Source organism: Halocatena marina (assembly GCF_023276375.1).
Lineage (GTDB): Archaea > Halobacteriota > Halobacteria > Halobacteriales > Haloarculaceae > Halocatena > Halocatena marina.
The window spans coordinates 1,059,753-1,080,082 of sequence record NZ_JALLPK010000001.1 but is presented as its reverse complement, the minus strand read 5'-3'; the positions used below and the strand labels follow the sequence as shown (position 1 = coordinate 1,080,082).

15 protein-coding genes are annotated in these 20,330 nt (G+C 51.7%); 7 read left to right on the top strand and 8 right to left on the bottom strand.

Translation table 11 applies throughout. The features are described from left to right. The first annotated feature begins 42 nt into the window (after window positions 1-42). The 4 genes from MW898_RS05080 (at window position 43) to MW898_RS05065 (ending at window position 6,540) form a co-directional block, all read left to right on the top strand. Window positions 43-1,110 carry a Gfo/Idh/MocA family protein gene (locus MW898_RS05080; protein ID WP_248905153.1) on the top strand — a complete coding sequence of 356 codons (1,068 nt, stop codon included), beginning with the start codon at window positions 43-45 and terminating at the stop codon, window positions 1,108-1,110. Between the two features lie 70 nt (window positions 1,111-1,180). After that, a complete protein-coding gene (locus tag MW898_RS05075) occupies window positions 1,181-1,960 on the top strand; it encodes an IclR family transcriptional regulator (protein ID WP_248905151.1) in 780 nt (259 codons plus the stop codon). Window positions 1,961-3,019: 1,059 nt separating this feature from the next. After that, window positions 3,020-4,096, top strand: a complete 1,077-nt coding sequence (locus MW898_RS05070; protein WP_248905148.1) for a TrmB family transcriptional regulator — start codon at window positions 3,020-3,022, stop codon at window positions 4,094-4,096. A 104-nt stretch (window positions 4,097-4,200) separates the two neighbouring features. Beyond that, complete coding sequence (locus MW898_RS05065) at window positions 4,201-6,540, top strand: glycoside hydrolase family 3 protein (RefSeq protein ID WP_248905146.1); 2,340 nt, start codon at window positions 4,201-4,203, stop codon at window positions 6,538-6,540. 52 nt (window positions 6,541-6,592) lie between these two features. On the opposite strand, the gene MW898_RS05060 is transcribed toward MW898_RS05065, so the two are convergent. Continuing rightward, on the bottom strand, window positions 6,593-9,484 hold the full coding sequence (locus tag MW898_RS05060) for a glycosyl hydrolase (RefSeq protein WP_248905144.1): 2,892 nt from the start codon (window positions 9,482-9,484) through the stop codon (window positions 6,593-6,595). 852 nt (window positions 9,485-10,336) lie between these two features. Between MW898_RS05060 and MW898_RS05055 the strand changes: the two genes are divergently transcribed. Next, on the top strand, window positions 10,337-10,474 hold the full coding sequence (locus MW898_RS05055; RefSeq protein WP_248905142.1) for a hypothetical protein: 138 nt from the start codon (window positions 10,337-10,339) through the stop codon (window positions 10,472-10,474). Between the two features lie 44 nt (window positions 10,475-10,518). On the opposite strand, the gene MW898_RS05050 is transcribed toward MW898_RS05055, so the two are convergent. The 4 genes from MW898_RS05050 to MW898_RS05040 all read right to left on the bottom strand — a co-directional run bounded on the left by MW898_RS05050 (window position 10,519) and on the right by MW898_RS05040 (window position 13,760). Beyond that, window positions 10,519-11,142: a glycosyltransferase family 2 protein gene (locus tag MW898_RS05050; protein WP_248905140.1), complete on the bottom strand. Its 624-nt coding sequence runs from the start codon at window positions 11,140-11,142 to the stop codon at window positions 10,519-10,521. A 320-nt stretch (window positions 11,143-11,462) separates the two neighbouring features. Then, window positions 11,463-11,714 carry a YdeI/OmpD-associated family protein gene (locus tag MW898_RS26170; protein ID WP_368409138.1) on the bottom strand — a complete coding sequence of 84 codons (252 nt, stop codon included), beginning with the start codon at window positions 11,712-11,714 and terminating at the stop codon, window positions 11,463-11,465. Window positions 11,715-11,718: 4 nt separating this feature from the next. After that, window positions 11,719-12,186: a DoxX family protein gene (locus MW898_RS05045; protein ID WP_248905138.1), complete on the bottom strand. Its 468-nt coding sequence runs from the start codon at window positions 12,184-12,186 to the stop codon at window positions 11,719-11,721. Between the two features lie 314 nt (window positions 12,187-12,500). Further along, the gene (locus MW898_RS05040; RefSeq protein WP_248905136.1) at window positions 12,501-13,760 is read right to left on the bottom strand and encodes an FAD-dependent monooxygenase; all 1,260 of its coding nucleotides are present in this window, start codon (window positions 13,758-13,760) and stop codon (window positions 12,501-12,503) included. Between the two features lie 344 nt (window positions 13,761-14,104). Between MW898_RS05040 and MW898_RS05035 the strand changes: the two genes are divergently transcribed. Continuing rightward, on the top strand, window positions 14,105-14,749 hold the full coding sequence (locus MW898_RS05035; RefSeq protein WP_248905133.1) for an SDR family oxidoreductase: 645 nt from the start codon (window positions 14,105-14,107) through the stop codon (window positions 14,747-14,749). A gap of 968 nt (window positions 14,750-15,717) precedes the next feature. Here MW898_RS05035 and MW898_RS05030 read toward each other — a convergent pair. From MW898_RS05030 to MW898_RS05020, 3 genes are all read right to left on the bottom strand, one after another. Beyond that, window positions 15,718-16,077 carry a PadR family transcriptional regulator gene (locus MW898_RS05030; protein ID WP_248905131.1) on the bottom strand — a complete coding sequence of 120 codons (360 nt, stop codon included), beginning with the start codon at window positions 16,075-16,077 and terminating at the stop codon, window positions 15,718-15,720. 571 nt (window positions 16,078-16,648) lie between these two features. Next, window positions 16,649-17,317, bottom strand: coding sequence for a DsbA family protein (locus MW898_RS05025; RefSeq protein ID WP_248905129.1), 669 nt, complete (start codon window positions 17,315-17,317; stop codon window positions 16,649-16,651). Between the two features lie 563 nt (window positions 17,318-17,880). Further along, entirely contained in the window at window positions 17,881-18,240 is a 360-nt protein-coding gene (locus MW898_RS05020; protein WP_248905127.1) for a PadR family transcriptional regulator, read from the bottom strand. Window positions 18,241-19,031: 791 nt separating this feature from the next. Here MW898_RS05020 and MW898_RS25955 point away from each other — a divergent pair. Continuing rightward, complete coding sequence (locus MW898_RS25955; protein ID WP_248905125.1) at window positions 19,032-20,297, top strand: winged helix-turn-helix transcriptional regulator; 1,266 nt, start codon at window positions 19,032-19,034, stop codon at window positions 20,295-20,297. Window positions 20,298-20,330 lie beyond the last annotated feature (33 nt).

Here is a 20,330-nt window from a genome sequence, read left to right as displayed (position 1 = left end):
CTTGGTCGAAAGCTGTATGGTCGTCGCATCGGACAGACGGTCATGAGCATGGACGCGCGACTCGATATCGGGATCGTTGGTCTCGGACCGCATGGATTAAATCGGGCAGAGATTCTAACCAATTTCGACCAGAGAGTGTACGGATCAGACGCCAGTCCAGAAGCACGACACGAATTCGAACAACGCTTCCGGAGCGACCATTTCGAAACACCAACAGCTCTCTTCGAGCAGGATCCCGACGCGGTTGTCATCACAACACCGAACAAATTCCACGAGCCGGTTGCAACGGCGGCGATGGAGCGCGGTATCGACGTGTTCATTGAAAAACCGTTGGCACACACGCTCGACGATGCCGAGCAGATCGCAACCACCGCTGAGGAGACTGGGCGAATCTGTATGGTCGGTTATCAGAGTCGATTCCTGAACGTCTGTAAGATCCTCAAGTGGTATATCGATCAGGGGTATTTTGGAGAGATCAGACACGTTCAGTCGGCATACATGCGTCGACGCGGAGTTCCAAGTCGTGGATCGTGGTACACTTCGAAAGAGATCGCTGGTGGTGGTGCACTGATCGATATCGGGATACACGTTATCGATCTTCTGTTGTACTTCCTTGATGAACCGACAGTACTCGATATCACCTCAACGACCCGCAGCGATTTCGGAAATCGGGAATCATACACGTATATTGATATGTGGGGTAACGACGACGACGCAAATATCTTCGATGTCGAGGATTCTGTGTCGGCATTCATGGAGTTTGAGAACGAAACTACTGGGACGATGGAAGTGGCGTGGGCAGTCAATGCAGAATCAGTCCACGCGTATCATATTCACGGAACAGACGCCGGTGCACTGCTTGACATTACGGATTTACTGAACACAGACAACGCTGTTCATCAATCCCTCCAGCTCTATGAAGCACGGAACGGCGGCGCAGATCACTATCTCGACAGCTCTGTCACGACGAACCGGAATGATCCGTACCGAGAACAGATGGAGACGTTCATCACTGCTGTTGCCAACGACGAACCACTGTCAATCAACACAGCCGAGCAAGCACTTGCGGTTCAGCGCGTTGTGGACCGCATCTATGCAGACAATGCGTGAATCGCTGAACGATTGAACGAGACAGAACCTGTGTCGAGGGTTCTTGTATCAGCGCGATACAGGAACCTGTATGAAGCAAGATAAGGGAAATCGCAAAACGATACAATCGGTCGAAAACGCCCTTCGAATCCTTGAAGAGTTACGACGCTGCGAGCATGCAGGTGTAACAGAGCTCAGTCACGCAGTTGGTCTCTCAAAGGGTACCGTCTATCACTATCTTGCAACCCTCCGAGAGCAGAATTTTGTTGAAAAGCGTGATAATAAGTACCAACTTGGACTTCGTCCGCTGACATATGGTGGTGCCGCCCGGGAACGAGAGCATCTCTTCCAAATTGCCAAGGAAGGAGTCGACAGACTGGCGAGAACAACTGGCGAGACGGTGCGGCTCGTCGTTGAGCGGCAGGGAAATGGTATTACACTCTATCAAGCGACCCGCCACAACCGTGATTCGGTCCGGACACATCTCGGGACACAAGAAGAGCTCCATAGCACCGCCGCCGGGAAAGCGATGCTCTCGGTGATGGACGACGAACGCGTCGATACGATTCTCGAATACAACGTCTCCGAACAAACCGACACGGCAACATTCGATGTGGGTGAACTTCGTTCCGAGCTCGAGGAGATACGGTCACGCGGGATTGCGTTCGACGACGAAGAACAGTTTGATGGTGTTCGGTGCGTTGCGACGGCGCTCGCCACAGAAGTCGACAATCTACTTGGTGCGATTAGCGTGAACGGCCCTGTAGAGAGCATCGACGACGAGACATTCTACAAGGACATTCCACAGGAAATTCGTAACATCGCAGGAGTCATCGAAATTAATACGGCATACCTTAATTGGATTGAATAACTCTCTGCGAAGGTGTTGTCACCCGGCGAGGAGTACGTCGACGTTTAGGGCAGAGGGATCTCGATTCTATATCGTTTGGCAATACTCCTCGACAACGAGATACCAACGTATCGTGTCTAGACCATATACTCAGCTCGACAGAAATAAATAGATATATTACAAAAAATCTTCCATTCATAGCTATCTAACCCTCGGTTTAATCTCAAGTCGATTGAGAGTCTAAGCTATTCAAATGGGGATATTAGTACGGATAATCGACGCTGTGTGCATCTCTCTAATTAGTCCACACTGACACCCGGAGAACGGATTGAATGGACCAACCACGAATAGTATGCAACATTCAGTTACTAATAGCAATTAAGTCGAGATATACAGCATGCACGAGTTACTACAACCTCAATTTCGTTAACATCTACAATTCATCCCCCTGTGGTATTCACGGTAGAGCTCATTGTTCAGGTACAATAATCAATGTGTAAATGACGACGTTCGGTGGTGTGTTCCTCTCGTCGAAATTGAACCGTCTGACGGAATCTGGCATTGTAAGATTCATACAACGTCCCAATAATATGAATCGCATCGCATGTCCATTACGATTGTACACTCGTAACGATTAGTTTTCTTGGAGAGTGTCCAGTGCTACCGTTGTGACCCACCTATTACCCATTGAAATTTCCATTGGTATGAATCATACGGTTTTACCATCAATTTCTTAGACAGTGAATTAATAGCGGTTGGTGGAGAATATAGCTATAGATCAAAGGTATGGATGCCAACTAACCAACAATAGTATAGTAACACCCACATATTTATCCATTAATCAAACGGGGCGAAAACAGTTCACGTATCACGTCTGTAATTGGCGAAGTGGATACATTTCACCCCTGTTTAGACAATTATCTAATAATATGGGCGCAGACCACGATAGACAAAGTATTCGCCGTGTAGAACGTTCATCAGCACGAGAACAAGAAATGCCGTGAGGGACTGATCTAAATCGTATCCGATCGAACCTCTGTTGTCGATACATCTTCATACATAACAAACATAAGTGATACTATGGAACGAACCACGCTGCAGCAAGCGTTAGAACACGCCGACCTCACGAGTGCGCAAGCAGATGCATATCTCACACTCCTCAAGCATGGTCGACTGTCAGCGACAGACGTAGCGAACCGATCGACGGTCTCTACATCACAGGTGTACAGCACCCTTCGATCGCTCGAAAGCATGGGTTTCGTCGATACCATCGAGCAAGACACACTGCATGCAGAACCCCGCGAACCGACCGAGATCTTTGCACATCTGCGTGATCGTAGTACGTTACTTACTGACGCCGCAGATGAGTTGGTAGAGCGGTGGGAACAACCGGCGGTAAACAGTTACCGTGTCAGTGTTGTCAAGAATTCCGATACGGTTATCGAGCGCGTTCGAAATCGCCTCTCGGAGACATCACACGGTGTCGAGATGGCGCTTACTATTGACCAGCTCGAATCACTCGCACCAGATCTTCGAGCTACGATCGAACGCGGTGTGTTCGTCCGTGTATCCGTCTATGAAGGACACAAAGTAGGGAAACGCTGCCACGAAGCTGGCCTCCTCGATCAATCACTCGAACTTCGTGTCGTAACAATTCCCGGTCCATTTCTTGCGGTGCTTGATCGACACCACACGTATTTTATGCCAAACTCGCGTGCACCAGAAACCTACGGCATTCTCATTAACGATGAAATACTCTCTCTAATCAACCACTGGTACTTCCAGACGTGTCTGTGGTCGATGTACGAGCCAATTGAGTCGACCAGGAGAGTATCTCCCACGTATATCAGCTTAGAGGAGTTCATTCGAGACGTTGCACCACTCTATCACGACGGAGCAACGGTCACTGTTCAAATTGATGCGATTGACATCGAAACAGAACGTGAACGGACTGTTACGGGGACCATCTCAGGACTCTTCTATCCTGGCCTCCTCGATGGCGTCAGCCAGCCGTCGCTCGAAGAGCTTTCGACGTATTCGACCGTTTTCTTGGACACCGGACAGGATCGACTCGCTGTTGGGAGTTGGGGCGCTGTCTTTGAAGATATCGAGGCACAAAAAATCATTCTCAAAGACGTTCGACTCGACGAACGATAGCTACGCATCGCTTAGGTCGTTTTTCCGACCCCAATGTATTTGTATCCTAAGCTGTCAGTTACAGAGGCGTATAACAGTGGAAAATAAAAGTAGTGAAAGCATCCATGAATGAAAAAAGCAAGCAGTCAATCGAAGCGTTCCTACAGACGAGTCGGCGGCGGTTTCTACAGCTGACTGGATCTGTGGCACTCACAGCAAGTAGCGCGAAATCAGCGACAACTCAGGGACAATCAGAGCGTGTCGAATCGATTCTGTCTGGTCTCTCGATTGAAGAGAAAGTCGGTCAGATGCTCCAAGTGAACGTAGAGAGTCTCGACCCCGCCGAGGTCGGACATCTATTCACAGATCTTCACGTTGGATCCGTACTGACAGGTGGGGCCAATCCTCCGACGTTCGATCCAAACGAACTACGGCGAAACATTGATGATCTACAGCGGTTTGCGATAGCAAACACCGATCACGGAATCCCTTTTGCGTTCGGGATTGATGCGGTTCACGGAAACGTGTCTGTCGATGGTGCAACCGCGTACCCGCACAATCTCGGCCTCGGTGCGACGCGCAATCCAGACCTCGCCTCGAAGATTGGGCGTGAGACCGGTAAATCGGTGCGGGCGATTGGTGCTCACTGGAATTTCGCACCGGATGCAGACCTTCAACGAGATCCTCGGTGGGGTCGATACTACGAAGGTTTCAGTGAGGATCCGTTCTTGACGTCAGAGATGGTTTCATCGATGGTGAAAGGGATCCAAGAGATGCGAAACGGCATCCGGGTCGGTGCGACGACCAAGCATTTTGCCGGCTATTCCCAACCGATGAACGGCAACGATCGAAGTCCAGCCCTAATTCCACTACGTGAACTTCGACAGAAGGTCTTTCCTCCGTTCAAATCAGGGATCGATGCCGGGAGCGCATCGATCATGGTGAACAGCGGGTCAGTCAACGGAGTTCCTGCCCATGCCTCCAAAGAACTTCTGACAGACATTCTCCGTGATCAGTGGGGGTATGAGGGTGTCGTTATCTCCGATTGGGATGACTTCGAACGAATGGTGAACATGCACGAATACGTCCCAACGTTCCGCGATGCCGTTCGTGAGGGTGTTACTGCGGGCGTCGATGTGTATATGGAGCCAGACAATCCCGAACGATTCGTCAGTACGCTTCTCGATTTGATCCGTACCGGCGAGATACCGATGGCACGGATTGATGAAGCGGTTCGTCGCGTCCTCCGACTCAAAGAGCGGCTTGGACTGTTTGCGCGGCCATTCCATTCAAAGTCCGAGCAGGCTGTCGGTAGCAACCGCGAACTCAGCGAGCAGGCGGCTACCGAATCGATGACACTGCTCAAGAACGAGGGTGTGCTTCCTCTCCCACAGGATGTGAATTCTCTGTTGGTGACCGGCCCAAGCGCAGACAGCGTCCGAAACCAGATGGGCGGATGGACGCTCGGTTGGCAGGGGCTTTCGAAGGGAATCGACGCTGAACCAGCAGCCACGACGGTTCTCGACGGGATTCGGGATGCCGTTCGATCGAGAGCTACGGTTACCCATATCCCGACTGCACACACGTTCAAACCGTACGGAGACGATATCTGGGAGTTCACAAACGAAGATGAGATCCGATCAGCTGCCGAAGCGTCGGATGCGGTGGTTCTCGTTCTCGGAGAAGGCCCGTACTCGGAAGGATTTGGAAACGTGAATACGATAGCACTCCCGGACGCACAACAGCGACTCGTGGACACAGTAGCCGAGACGGATACGAATGCCGTTGGCGTTCTCATCGCTGGTCGACCACGGGGGACGAAGACGGTGATCGATCAGTTGGACGCCGTTCTTATGGCCTATCAGCCCGGCACGGCGGCCGGCTCCGCCGTTGCGAATGTGATCTTCGGTGAGACGAATCCGTCCGGAAAGCTACCGTTCACGTGGCCACAATCCACTGGCCAACTTGTGAACGTGCACAACCAACGTCCACCGCGAGCCCCGAGCACCTCTGAAAGCCACGAGCCGCTCTATCCGTTCGGATACGGACTCAGTTATACGGAGTTCGAGTATTCGAATCTTCGACTCGCGCCGGGGAAGCTCCCGAGCCACTCCGAACGGGGATCACTCACAGTCACGGTAACCGTCACGAACACCGGTGGCCGTGACGGAACAGCGGTCGTCCACGTATTCAATACGAACGGATATGGCTCGGTTATTCGTCCCGATAGACGCCTCATGGGATTCGAGCGTGTCTCACTCGAAGCGGGCCAGAGCAAGCGCGTGACAATCGAAGCATCACTCTCAACCCTCCTCACCGTTCCCGGCGACATCACAGGCGAGAAAAGGGGACTCGTGCTGGAAGAAGGGAAGTACGAGATTACCGTTGGTAATCTAACCGAGACGATTACCGTTGGAACGTCAGGCTACACCGACTGGACCCCCGATTCAGAAACTGGTGAATAAGCGATTGTAATTGCCGCTAGCAGTCAGTAAAAACCGCAGAAAAGAGGGACGCCTAACAGTAGGTGTGCGTCTGTGTACTGGACATGTACTGACTACCAGCGCCGCTGTCCCAGACGAACCTGACGTCGATACTACCGCCGTCACCAGCGTTGCTTCGAGTGTGCGTATGAACGTTGTCGCCGTCTGTATCGTCCATCCGGTAGCCAACCCACTCTTTGCTACCGTCGCCGTTTGCGTCCTCGTAGAACTGAATGTCTACCCATCCTGCCGTATTGCTGGGTTCAAACTCCCAGACTGTTTCGTTGGTGCTCGTGCTATCAGAGGTGGTCAACGACCAGCCATCGCCTGTGGTTCCCGAATAGTTAGACGTACAATCGCCGCCGCCTCCGCCGTTCGAACCACCAGCCAGACCGCTGGTGACCGAACCAGTAGAGGTCTTCTGAGCGTTGGCTGGCACGTCCATTGAGAACCCATCAGAGAACGTCACTGTCGTCGTTGAATCGGTCGGGTTGTACGCGATGTAGGTCTTCGAACCGCCGTTGTCGAAGACAGCGAACATCGAAACGTCAGCCACGATCGAGGTGTCGACGGTACCGAGCGCGTCCATATTGTGCACCCAGTGGTAGGTGAACGGCGTCGAAGAACCGCCACCACCCGAATCGTCGAGCGGGAGTTCGGCTTCCATGAGGGAAACTGCGTTCGCAGCGTCGTGCAGTGACCGATAGCCCCACGCGGCGGTTTTCCAGCCGCCCAGAAAGTCCGTGTCTGGGGCACCAACACCCGATTTACACGTCGTTTCCAGCTCTCGTGTGCGCGTCATGTCGTTCCAGTTTTCACGAGCGTAGGTCTGATCCCAACCGAGATACAGCGAATGCCCGTTGATGGGAAGCCAGTTGATCCCGAAGATTTCGACCGTATCGAGGGGACCCCAAAAGACGTGATGGTCGTATCCAGTTGACCAGACAATCGAGGCGTAATTGAAGTCTGGCGCACCCCATGGCGGTGCGTTGGCGTCGTTGCAGGCGTCACCCGAGGACGTGGTGTCGCCCCACGTTGCAGGGAATGAATCGTGGTTCGGATCGAACCAGTAGTCCCAGATTGCGTTGACTTCGTGAGTGTAGGCAGCGATCGCAGCGTCTCGCATGGCTGTGTTGTCGGTCATCTCGGCCCACTTGATCATCCCAGCGTAGGCGTTGACTGCCTCGGAAGACGATTCTTGGTTGTTCCCATCTGCAGCGGCATCGTCCCCGCCTGCGAACGAATGACCACCGTACGGATCGAAGTTCCGCATGAATGGGAACGCATCTTTCGGAGACTCTTTCGGTAGCGTTCCCGATGGGGTGGCTCCACTTGCGTGCTCCCAGTTGGCGTACTCACGCACGAGCAGGTCCACCATAGCGCCGTATTCCGAAACCCACTGCTCGTCCATGCGAGCGATCTCTGCCGCCGCGTTCACGAAGTAGCCGTAGTGAAAGTGGTGGTCGTTCAAGATCGAAGCAGAACCAAAGCCGTCCGGAAAGCCGATCAATGAACCAACCGTATCGTGGTAGTAGAACAGCTCTTCTTCTTCGGCTGTGTTGTGGCTCGTGTCTTTGGCTGTCAGCCAAGCGCCCAACCGATCCTTGATGCCGTTGAGGAAGAAATCGCGTGCTGCGGTGTCACCGACCTGCTGGGTGATCGGAATCACCTGCCAGTTTCGGTTGTAATCCTTGCCAGTCCAGTAGGTGTTCGTATTACTCCCGGTCCCATTCTGCCAGAGTGCGTTGGATTCCAGCCGGTCGACGTACCCGGCGAGTGTTCCCGTGTCGTAGGTTCCTTCGTCGTTTAAGAAGGGAAGAATTCCCGGGTAGGTCATCTCCGTCTCGAACGATGCTCCCGCGAGCAGCTTCAGCGTCCCTCGAGGAGAAAAGTACGAATAGTCTGTCAGCGGAGCACTGGAATGCTTCCATTGGTGCGGGAACAGACACGTGAGCGTCTCATTATCACCGGCAGTGCTCTCTGCTTTCTCCTCGGTTTGGAATGAGAATGTCGATCGGACCGAAGAGACGACATTTCCGTTCGAGTCTGTGTCGGTATACGTCCAGTCGACCGATGTTCCGCGAACGAAGTTGTAGGCGTACGTCTCGAAAAGGTCAAGGACCGACGTGCTGGCCTCTGGCAGAAGTGCTACGGTGAGATAGCCTTGGCCATTGAGCGACGACGTCAGCGTCGAGGTCCCGGTTCCAGACCAACTAGTGTTGGCCGGTGCGAAAATACCGTAGTGTTTGGTGTAATTATCCGCTGTGATACCATCAACAGACACACCAAGGACGTTTCCTCGGTCAGCCCAAACGGAGACGTTCGCGTCGTCTGCCAGCACCACGTTCGAGGGCCTACTATCCTTGGTTTCGAAGGTCAGACTGGCGTTGCCACCGCCGTACTCGACGAAAAACAACGGACAGCCACGCGCCATCGTTACATCCATTGCTGCGCCGGTTCCTTCACCCCATGTTGTTCGTACGTGCCAGTCGCCCCAGTCATCAGCAGCCGATTGCGCGTAGCTGCTCTGATTGGTGTTTCCGATCGTCAGCTGTGGCGTGTTTAGGTAGTCCATTTTGAGAAATCCCTGATCAGCGGGATTCCCAAACCAGTCAGTCGGGTACTGCACCGTTAGCCCACGTGCATTTGTGTCTGCGTAGTAGGGGAGGCCGACGACGGCTCCCTGACCGTGCGGGTCACCGTTGGTTCCCAAGGCAATTGTTGTCCACCAGTCATTCGTTGGAATCGGTCCTGACGCGTTCGCTGTGGTGTACACCTCGCTTGTCGACGGTGGGTTCGCGTAATCAGCCGTTATGTTACTGTCGTCTGGCATCTCGGTCGCGTAGCTCCCATTCCCGACCGGAGTGACGCTCGAATCCGGGATGGTCCCAGTAGCACGGGTCCCGAGTGCCGCGAGTGCTGTCATGCCAGCTAGCCCTCTTACGTAGTTCCTGCGCGATACCCTCCACCGTTCTGAATCTGTGTTCTCTGACGTCATGTTTAGTGTGGCAGTTTCGCCACAGTGTTGCCTGTAGGTCATATACAACCTCGTGCGTGCTCGCTGACCGGACGATCCCATCACCGAGGTTGATCCCACGACGTGATCATCCTTTCAATGGAACACACTGGTTTGTATTCTCTGTTAGACCTATAAAATGTTCAAATCTAAATGATTAAAAATTTTATCCCTGATGGAAATTCATGATGTATGGATTCGTTTGGGGTGATGCGTCCTCTGAGGTGCTGGGAACAACGAGGGATTTCGGTATCTGTGGTCAGAGTCTTCACACCAATCTTACTCAGCAACCCGACAGAACGACATCCCAAACGACACGATAGCAATCAGGCAAAATATCACAGACTGGTTAAGTTCGATCGGAGATCATGAACGTTCTCCGAGACAGTTGTCGCTTCGAATCCTCCGTGCACGATCAAGGTGTCCACGGTGTTAGTGATGGAAAACGATTATCCAATTAATGAGCAGATTATAATGATGTAAATATCCAAATTTCCCTATTTTTCATCGAGGCTATCAGAGAGAGGAGTCAGCTCTGTCCAGATTCGCAGTGATTGTTTAATGTCTCGTAGTTGTCTCTTAGGACTTCAATTGGCTGCATTCTCGGGGGTATGCCGATGAAAATACAGACCACTGTCTTCGGACAGAGTGTTATAGCTCCGTGTTCGCATTACGTGTGGAATTGTCGGTGCTCTACTACACAAGGCTCTCTGAGAAAGATCGCCAGCGTTTGTATTTCTCATCAGATCTAATCACTCGAAAATGGGAGAACGTGAGACAGGCGACTCCGTTACAGTCACTGCGTCTCACTGGATGGAGTACCGTAGCGCTGAGGTATTGTACATCTCCTTAGAAATAATGGGCCATGAACACGATGGCCTCGAAGCGACCGAGTTCTGATTCGAGAGGCCACTCACCACAGAGCAAGACCGATGTGCCTCAATTTACAGTAACGATTTCAGGACGTAGGGAAGGTGCTTCCAATGCCACCAGCCTGTTCGTCGTGGCTTATCAGTGTCGCCTGCCGGTGTCGGAACCTCCCCAATGCGAGCTCCCGCTTCGTGCGCTTCGAGGACAAGCGTTCCGCAAGTACATTCACCGGGGAGCGTTAACTGCTCGGCGAGTTCCTGGCGCAGGGCGCGAAATCCCGACCCTGAATCGGTGACATCGACTCTCAGCCTCACGAGCCAACTAAACAGCCGCTCGGATGGACGTGGATACCCCTCGCGTTTGCCGAACATGAGATCTTTTTGCCCACTTGCTATGGGAGCGACGAGAGGCTCGATATCGACAGGACGGTGCTCACCATCGGCGTCCATCGTAACAAGAATGTCACCGTCAGCTGCTCGTAATCCTCGTTGGAGTGTTTCTAGATAGCCGTAATTCTGCTCGTTCGTTATGACACTGGCACCGTGCTCAGCAGCGATCGCTGCGGTATCGTCTATCGAACAATCATCGATCACGAGCACCTCGTAGTCGTACATGTCGGTTATCGTGCGAATGACCGAGCTGATCCGCGCTGCTTCATTGTAAGCGGGAATAATAACCGTCACTGTCGATGAACTCATATCATGAAAGTCTTCATCAACAGGACATAGTAGTACTGGCTACAGCTGTTGTGAGTAGATACATTTGCTCTTTGGAATCGTAGTTTCGGAGTGATTCACCACTGATAGCGACCGCCGAAGCATCTCTCCATCTTGGCTGCTGGCTGGTTGTTCGTGTTTGAACGCTAGTGACAGCGCTTTCGACCGGTGAACAGCGCGTGTATACATTCACATTTTCACAGCTATGTGCCTACAGGAATATGGTAGATGTCTATATTTACCGTATTGCTGATGTATACTAGCAATCATTGACAATTTGATCACGAATCTCTCCGCTTATTTCAACGGTGCGAGCAACCAGGCCAACAACAAGGTCGGCGCTTTCCATCTATAAGCTCATCACGCGTTCGCTTGATCCGGCGTTCTCTCGTCTCAGTTTTCTTAGCGTCTTCGACCCAGCAGATAAACTCGTTGCGTGCAAGTGGTGTAATATCCTCCCAAGCTTCCACCGCCGCTTTCGCAGACGTCAGGGATTTTCGTAAATCCTCTGGAACTTCGTGCACCACTCCATTAGAAATTTCTTTTTTATTCATATAGTTATTGCTTGCGCGAACTTAGTTTTCTACTCTCAGGTCTGAAATACCAGGATACCACTGTCACAATTAGCAACACCAACGCAGGAAGTGCTTCATATATCGGTTGACTTACCATGATGTGTGAAATGGCAGCTCCCGACATAACAAAGAAAAAGCCTGCATAAGCCCACTCCTTCAGTAGTGGGTATTTGGGAACAAGCACGGCTACAACTCCCAAAATCTTCCAGACGCCAAGAATAGGCATTAGAAACAACGGATAGCCCAATTGAGTGAATATCTCAACATAGCCAATTTGCAGTAGTTGTTGGACACCACCTGCCAGCATTCCAAACGCTAGAAATCCGGTGGTGACCCAGTAAATAATCTTATTTCTTTTATGACCATCCTTTTTGATGTTGTTTGTGGTTGTTTTTCCTGTTGCGGTGGTCTCAGGCATTGGTTCTGCTTCACCGATAGTATCTGTCGTCATGCTTCATCGTGCTCCTGATAGTTGCTTAACCATCTGTTTGAATATACGGAACTATGAGTATTTAACCATTTCGTTGAATATACCCAGGAGCCATTAGAAATCGTCTCAGAGCACCTATCTCGAAAGATCAGCAAAGGAATTCGTAGATTTTCGTCCCTGCCGCCGCAGCAACCCCTGATACATCTTGCCGATATGCTGTCCAGTTCACTGCTCGTATCAATAACGAGGAGACGAATATCCAGCACCTCGTTGACCAACGAGAGAAGTACGACACGGTTTGGATAGAACCCTCTTTTGAACCGCAGCAACGTGGATCAGTCCGTAAAGTGCGATCGGCCGACAGAGACAGTCTGATCTCCGAGTGCGAACGATTCGACCAACCTCTGAATGATACGTGAATGAGGGACCACCCGTTTGAAAACTGTCGCAGAGCCACGAACCAACCACGTCGGGACGTACTCTCCGTACGTCAGCCAAAACGCGAAGTTGTCCGCTGCACGCCGTTGGAGTGAGATGACTCGTTCAACGCTTGGACGCCGTCGCGCTTCGAATTCGTCAAGAACCTGACCAGACAGGTTTCCCGAAGACTCGGAGAGGGCTCTGACGAGGACGTCGTGAGCGACGACAGCATCCTCAACAGCGAGAGGATTTCCTTGTGCTCCCACTGGGCTTGCAACGTGGGCAGCGTCGCCAAGCAACAAGAGACCGTCCTGGGTCCACGTATCCGCGAGTCCTGGTGCGATATTCAAGAGCGTAGTGTCGCGGAAACCATCCAAATGGGTAGTAACAGCCTCGGCAACCTCCGGGTCGATCGCTGCTACCCGATTCCGAAACGCACTGAAGCCCGCATCCTTGATTGCAGGCCATTCATCATTCCGAACCAAGTAGCCGATCTGAAGCTCACCACCATCCAGTCCGAAATACATGAGAATGCCGTCACGGTCGATTCGTCCCTCTGCGCTGGCATCAACCGCCCCTCGCGGAAGTTTGAACCAGACGAGGTCAATCGGCGACTCGAACAGACCGGGGGCAATGTCAGCAGTAGAGCGGACAGTCGAGTATCGACCATCGGCACCCACCACGACACGCGCCTCGAATGTGACCTCCTGGTCGGTTGTACGGTCGTGTGCCCGAACACCGTTACCGCTGCTCGATCCGTCCCGTTCGATATCCGTAACGGTCGTTGCAGGATAAAAGGAAAATCCATCGTACGTCATAGCGTGGTCGACGAGGCACTCGAGCAGTGCCGGCTGCTCCATCATCAGCGCATAGGGATAGTCCGTTTCGAGTAGATCGAAATCAAGCACCGGGACGTTTTTACCGTAGAGCGATAACGCCCCCTCGGTGACAGTCTCGTGGGCAAGAGCGAGAATGTCGTCAAGGAGGTCCATCTCGTCGAATAACCGAATGACGCCCGGATTCCAGCCAAATCCCCTGTATTCTCGCTCAAAAGTCGCAGCCCGTTCGATAAGGGCAACGTCCACGCCGCTCCGAGCAAGGAGGTACGCGAGAACAGCGCCTCCGGGACCGCAACCGACGATAACGACATCAGAACGCTCGGTTCTATCAGACATACCTCACCTTCGCTCGATGGATAGTTATAGTTCCTCTCAAAGAAGGACCAACTGTTCGACAGGCGGAGCAGATCGAGCGCTTCGGGCTTGACATCGAGACGGTTCACGAATCGTCCGAATCTCAAGAATGCAGATCTCGATTCCTGACGAGAGATTCACCCTGATGATTCGTCATCTCTGCCAGTGCTGAATATGGAAACCGAATTCGGCACAGTGACGTTGCATGGTTCATAGCGGAGTGACCGAACAAACTTCTCAAGTGGGATGCGTATCGAGGAGCCGATTGCTGACACGGGGTTCGGGAACCCCAGTATCTATTGACATGGCGGTAGACACAGCACACGATGCAAGTCGCAGTGATCGGTGCAAACGGTGGTATCGGCCGCGAGTTACTCCCCCGACTCGCGGATGCTGGGCACGACCCGATCGGAGTCGTGCGGGACAAATCACAGTTTGAAGCCATCCGCGAACGTGGCGGAGAGCCACGGTTAGGCGACCTTGAGGGAGCGTTCACGGGCACACTCCGGGGCGCCGATGCCGTCGTATTCGCTGCTGGCTCCGGTGGTGCCACCGGCTGGGACAAGACGCTCCTGATCGACCTCTGGGGAGCACGACGGAGCGTTGATGCGTGTGTCGAGCGGGCAATCAACCGATTCGTTATGATCAGTGCGTACAAAGCGAGTGATCCGATAGCCGAGCCAGAGGCGATACGTCCATATCGGGTGGCCAAGCGGTGCGCTGACGACTATACCGAGAGGTCACCGCTTGATACCACTATTCTTCGGCCGACGACGCTCACCGACGACGAGGGAGTGGGATGTGTTTCAGTAGCCTACGAATACCGCGATGAGGATAGAGAAGCAATTTCACGCGCCGACGTCGCCCAGACGGTCGTCGCCTGTCTTGAAAACGAAGAAACAATCGGCGAAACGATCAGACTCTTCGGCGGCAACACACCAATCGAGAATGCGATCCGGTCTAATGACTGAATGTGTCAGTTTCTATCCTGGCCGCTCTGGAGTTCGTCTGGTCAGCTGTCCAGCATACTACATATGCACCCGCTACGACGCCGTGGGAGTGCTAAACTAGAACATCGATCAACTGCAACCGAAATCCGACAGACAGCCACGCTCGTGGTCCCAGCGACGAACAGCGCTATCTACCGTTCTTAGTGACGTTCGAGTACACTGACGAAGCATTCCAACACGATGTAGGATCACTCAACTGTCTGTCCGAACGTCACCGTTGAAGGGCTTAGAACCCTCGTGCAATGGCGACTGAGTAGCGACGGGAGCGAACCGTCTTGCTCACCGGGACTATCGTCCCAAACACTTATCACAGATCCTGCTGGAGCATCTCCTGTTGGGGGATCACTAATTCCATGATATCGAACCTCGTTCATCGGATCCTCCCCCTTCAGACGACAGGATTCGACTAATCCGTGCAGGCAGCACCACCACATCACTATCTTCTCGTTTTCAGTTTGGTGCGATGTTCCAGAACCAACACAGCTTCACGCTGGCTCCGCCATACTGAAACAACAGTCGCGGACAGCTGTATCGATCAGCCGTCTTCCGTGCAGGACGGAGCCCACTCTGGGGACGACTCGAGTACGAAACGAGCAGCCGGAATATGATAGCTAGTGGGTGATCGGTCATGGTAGGCACTGTCATATCACTCCAAACACCGCCACGCCCGGTTCGCTACCTGAATAGTCGGAGATCTCCGCGGCCGCTGTCGTGTCTCACAAACAATGATATGTCTCGATGTAGACTCGATCGCTGTCCTACACCACAATCTTGCTCGTCAACGAAGTTAGACGGGCAAGAGACTATCATATGCAATAACGACACGATTCTTGCTATGAAACCTACTCGCAACAAATTAGATACATGGAAATCCAGCACGACTCCAGACGTGCTGGGGACTGATGGGGAATGGGTGCCGTTGTGTCTACTTAGCGAGCGTCGTCGACAAGGGTTTCGAGTTCCGTCGCGCGGTCCTCATCGGTGACAAACCGTGAGAAGACCCACGACAACTGGGTTGTGATCGTATCGCGCCCAGCCTCAGTCAGTGCATACTCGTTCGTCCGTCGATCACGTGCGCTCTTTTCGACGAGGCCCAACTCAACGAGATCATCGAGATTCGGATAGAGCCGCCCGTGATTGATTTCCTGATCATAGTAAGCTTCTAGCTCTCGCTTGATCGCCAGCCCGTAGCGGGCTTCTTCTGCGAGAACTGCGAGTATCTGTCGTTGGAAGGCAGATAGCTCTGGTGCAACACCTAATTCAGATGTGTCCGACACTGTTGTCGACATACTATTTGATAATGGTAGTGTTGCACTTAATACACCCTAACCATCATATGGCTATTTGTTCTATCTGGTGAGCAATGGAGATAGTTAGATGCTAAAATCATCAATTTGTGACCAAACTAATCAGGGCATGAGCATCGATTTATCTCAGTACGTGTTAGAAACTATTCGCCGAAACGCGAACTCTGGCGCTCCGCGTGGGCGCTACCGGCCGTTACTGAACCAGTGTAACATTCAAACACGTCTTCTCGATAATCGAATCGAGCGTCGTATCGCTTCAAGCCATATCGACAACTTTGATCCAGTTTTGACTGTCAAAACAACCGTTGTGGACGGTCAGGAGGTCGTCCGGACCAGCTCCGAGCTGAGGAGACATCCGGTGTTTGTCCAGCTGGCGTCCCAACAATTGTCTATACGAACTTCCTTGGCGCGTGTAGCATATTCGGTGGCTCCATTATCTTCCCGAGTGATCTACCAGTGAACAAGGACAACACCGGGCACCACACCTGCATCGAACCAGAGGAACCCGTTGGCGAGCAGTGTGGTGTCTATCGATTGACTCTCGATAAATGAGTTATTCGTCCTTGTGCTCCGTGAGTGCCTGCATTGTCTTGTCTTCGTGAACGAGCGGTGCATATACCTCATCGTCGAGAACAAGACGCGGAACGGCTCGAATGGGAATCGAACGGACTCGATTCATTGTTGCCGTGATACGGTCGGCGTACAGTTCGCTTTCCATCCTTTCGCGTAAGGCTGTCTCGTCATCCACATTTGCGGCGTCTGCTATCTCCAGCACGCGCTCAGGTGAGTACCATCCTGCCCGAGAAACCTGATTCGCATAGAAATACTCGAAATATGTCCAGAACGCCTCTGGATCGTGCTCCCAGATTGCGAATCCAGCACGGGCTACCCGCACCTCATCAAAGCCATGAAATGGTTCTCCATTCTCATAGACAACCGGCTGAAACTCAATTCGGAAATCGCCGGGAACAACGAACTGTTGGACGATATCAGGAAGCTGGTTTATTACGAAGGCTTTGGTATACGGACACTTCCATCCTCCATAGAACACTACCTCGTTTGGCGCATCGGCCGATCCAAGTGTCGGGTACGACTGCATGGCGGCCTCGTCTGGCGCTGCTGCAACATCGATGCCCAACGACGGATCGTCGGCTTCGAACGTCTGTTCTTTGGTGGCAGTTTGGGCATGAACTTGCTTTCTAATCCCGATAAGACTACTCACCAGCGCTGTACTCGACAATCTAAGTACCTGACGACGAGTTCGTTTGACACACATACTATTTGTTTAGATAATTTTATATAATTTTGATTGACTTATTCCACACATATCTGAGTGATATATTCTCCTTTTAGCGAATAGAATATAGGTAACTATAAATATGTAATGTTTTCGATTTTCTGTATACAGCACTCTATGATCATTATGAGTCCAGATTAGATAGCAATAAGAAGATTATACCGCACTATCTAAATCTATTTGACTATTCTCATAAAACACTGAGGAAATATCATAAGATTGTATAGTTTGTAATCTACTATGTTTATGATATATCAAAACAGACAAATTTATCAGATTGTGTATGTCAGAAAACACTACCCACACCGATTCCTACCGGACTTCGGCTCTTGATACTATCATCCAACATGCCACCGCCGGGGACTGAGCATTCCTCAGTCAATTACTGATGGTATCTGAGATTTCTCTCGGCGAATCGAATACGAGGAGATCCAGCACGACTCCAGACGTGCTGGGGGCTGATGGGAAATGGGTGCCGTTGTGTCTACCTAGCGAGCGTCGTCGACGAGGGTTTCGAGTTCCGTCGCGCGGTCCTCATCGGTGACGAACCGTGAGAAGACCCACGACAGTTGCGTGGCAATCGTGTCGCGCCCAGCCTCAGTCAGTGCATACTCGTTCGTCCGTTTATCACGTGCGCTTTTTTCGACGAGGCCCAACTCAACGAGAGTACTAAGATTTTGGTAGAGCCGCCCATGGTTGGTTTCCTGATCGTAGTAGGCGTCTAGTTCGCGCTTGATCGCCAGCCCATAGCGGGGCTTCTTTGCTAGAATTGTAAGGATATGCTGTTGGAACGCGGATAATTCTGGTGCAATACCGAATTCAGATGTGTCCGACACTGTTGTCGACATACTATTTGATAATGATAGTGTTGCACTTAATACACCCTAACCATCATATGGCTATTTGCTCCATCTCGTGAGCAATCGATGTAACCAAATGCTAAAATTAGCAAGACATGATCGAGACAATCAGGTCACGACCAGGGATTTGTTCTGGTATACACTGGAAAGCGATTGCTGAGGCATCCTCGCTGCTGTGTTGAATCTCTGTTAGTCACTCAGAGGATACCGATCTAATAGAAGACAATTGGCAATATTATTATACTTTTAATACCACATCGGTGGGAGGAATATGGTCAGGTCACGAACTATACCCTGAGTGCATCTGACGTCGGTGCTTCACTGGTGATATACTCGCCTTTTGGATACACCAGTCTATGGCTTAACGGTTGGATGGATTTGCCACAATATATATCGGATTACCCCATCTGTATTCATTCAACGACGGTCGGGTTATCAGCGATCTTGTGTCAACCGTTGGCGACCGTCGTTGAGTGAGCGATACCCTCTCTGATGGGTATCTACCATCCTATTCCTATACGTGTGGTGACTACTGGAGTTTACATACTAGTCGGTGTTTTATAGAAAACCGCCAATTGTAAAATATCATCCAATTATGCTGGCTTTCTGTTGATAGAACTGCACAATAAAACAGACATAACCAAAAAGCTCTTTGTTAGTAGGTTTGAATGTCAACTATCATGTTACAAACAACTAGTAAACTATTCTTCGTATCACTATCTATAATTTGTATTATTATATCGGTTGGCTTGTTTTCTCTTGGTGCTGTTTCGATACCTGTGGATACCGTCTCAGAGAAGGATATCACGACAACTTCAAATACGAGTGCGGGGGGAACGAAAGGTGGACTGACTGTCTATTTGTGCTTCAACATCGGTACGATCGATGTTGGCTGTGATGACGACTCTGGTGATGACCCCGGCGAAGGTGATGGTCCCCCGACAATAACGCCTGCCCCAACAGCAACGCCGACAGCCACACCAACAGCGACCCCGCGTGAAACACGAGTGCCTCCGGAGGACACGCCATCACGAACCCACTCGTCGCCACCACAGCCACGAGTATCACCATCCTCTACGACGACAGTGACCTCCACCATCGCAAAAACAGAGCACCTACCAAACACACCCAGCTCAGTGAACAGTTCCGCCACAACTACTCACTCAGCTCCGACGCAGACAACAGCTGATCGAGGTCCAACACACGCAGAAACTGATTCAACGACACGTCCACCCACTACGTCCAACGTCCAATCCACAGATGATTCGATCGCTACGAACAGCGGAGGACACCACAACGATACGCATACACCAGTTGCCAAAGCAGCCGATGATCAGTCGATGTTATTTGGACGTATTGTAGGCGGATTCGAGCCGGGATTGATCGGTCTTGGCGTTATGGGTATAGTGCTTGCAGGACTGGTTGGATTCGGGGTATCGAATTCGGCAATTGGGCTTTCGTGGATGCAATCGCAGTTCGTTCACGTGGGAGGCGTCAATGTATTTGATAGAGGATTTGAGATCATCGGCCAGCTGTGGTGGGTCTGTCTCGGTGCGCGACGATCGAATCCCCAGCGACTCCTCGAAAACGATGCTCGCCGTGCACTGTACGAGACACTCACTGTGACGCCCGGTCAGACACTCACAGCCGTGGCTCAGGAGACAGAGTATCCACGGATGACTATCGAACGCCACGCGCGAATACTTGTTAACGCGGAGATTCTCGCTCACGAAACCCAACAGGAGAGTCGACACTATTATCCCATGGTCGACGACACACTGACCGCTGACGTTCAAACCGTGATAGCTGCCGAAGAAGACGGAACAAAGGCTGACATTCTCAACGCGATCCGCGAAATCGACGATAAACCAACCACCACAACGGCAATCGCAGAGACGCTCACGCACGATATTTCAACAGTTAGACACCACCTCAACCGCCTCGAAGCGGATGGTCTCATCGAGCGTGCACGTCGGGGAGAAAAGACGGCTATTTCATTCAGTGAAGACTATGCTGACATCATCAATCGGCTTATAACGTACTAAGGTAGCGGACAGTCTATCGTTTGGTACGGTTCG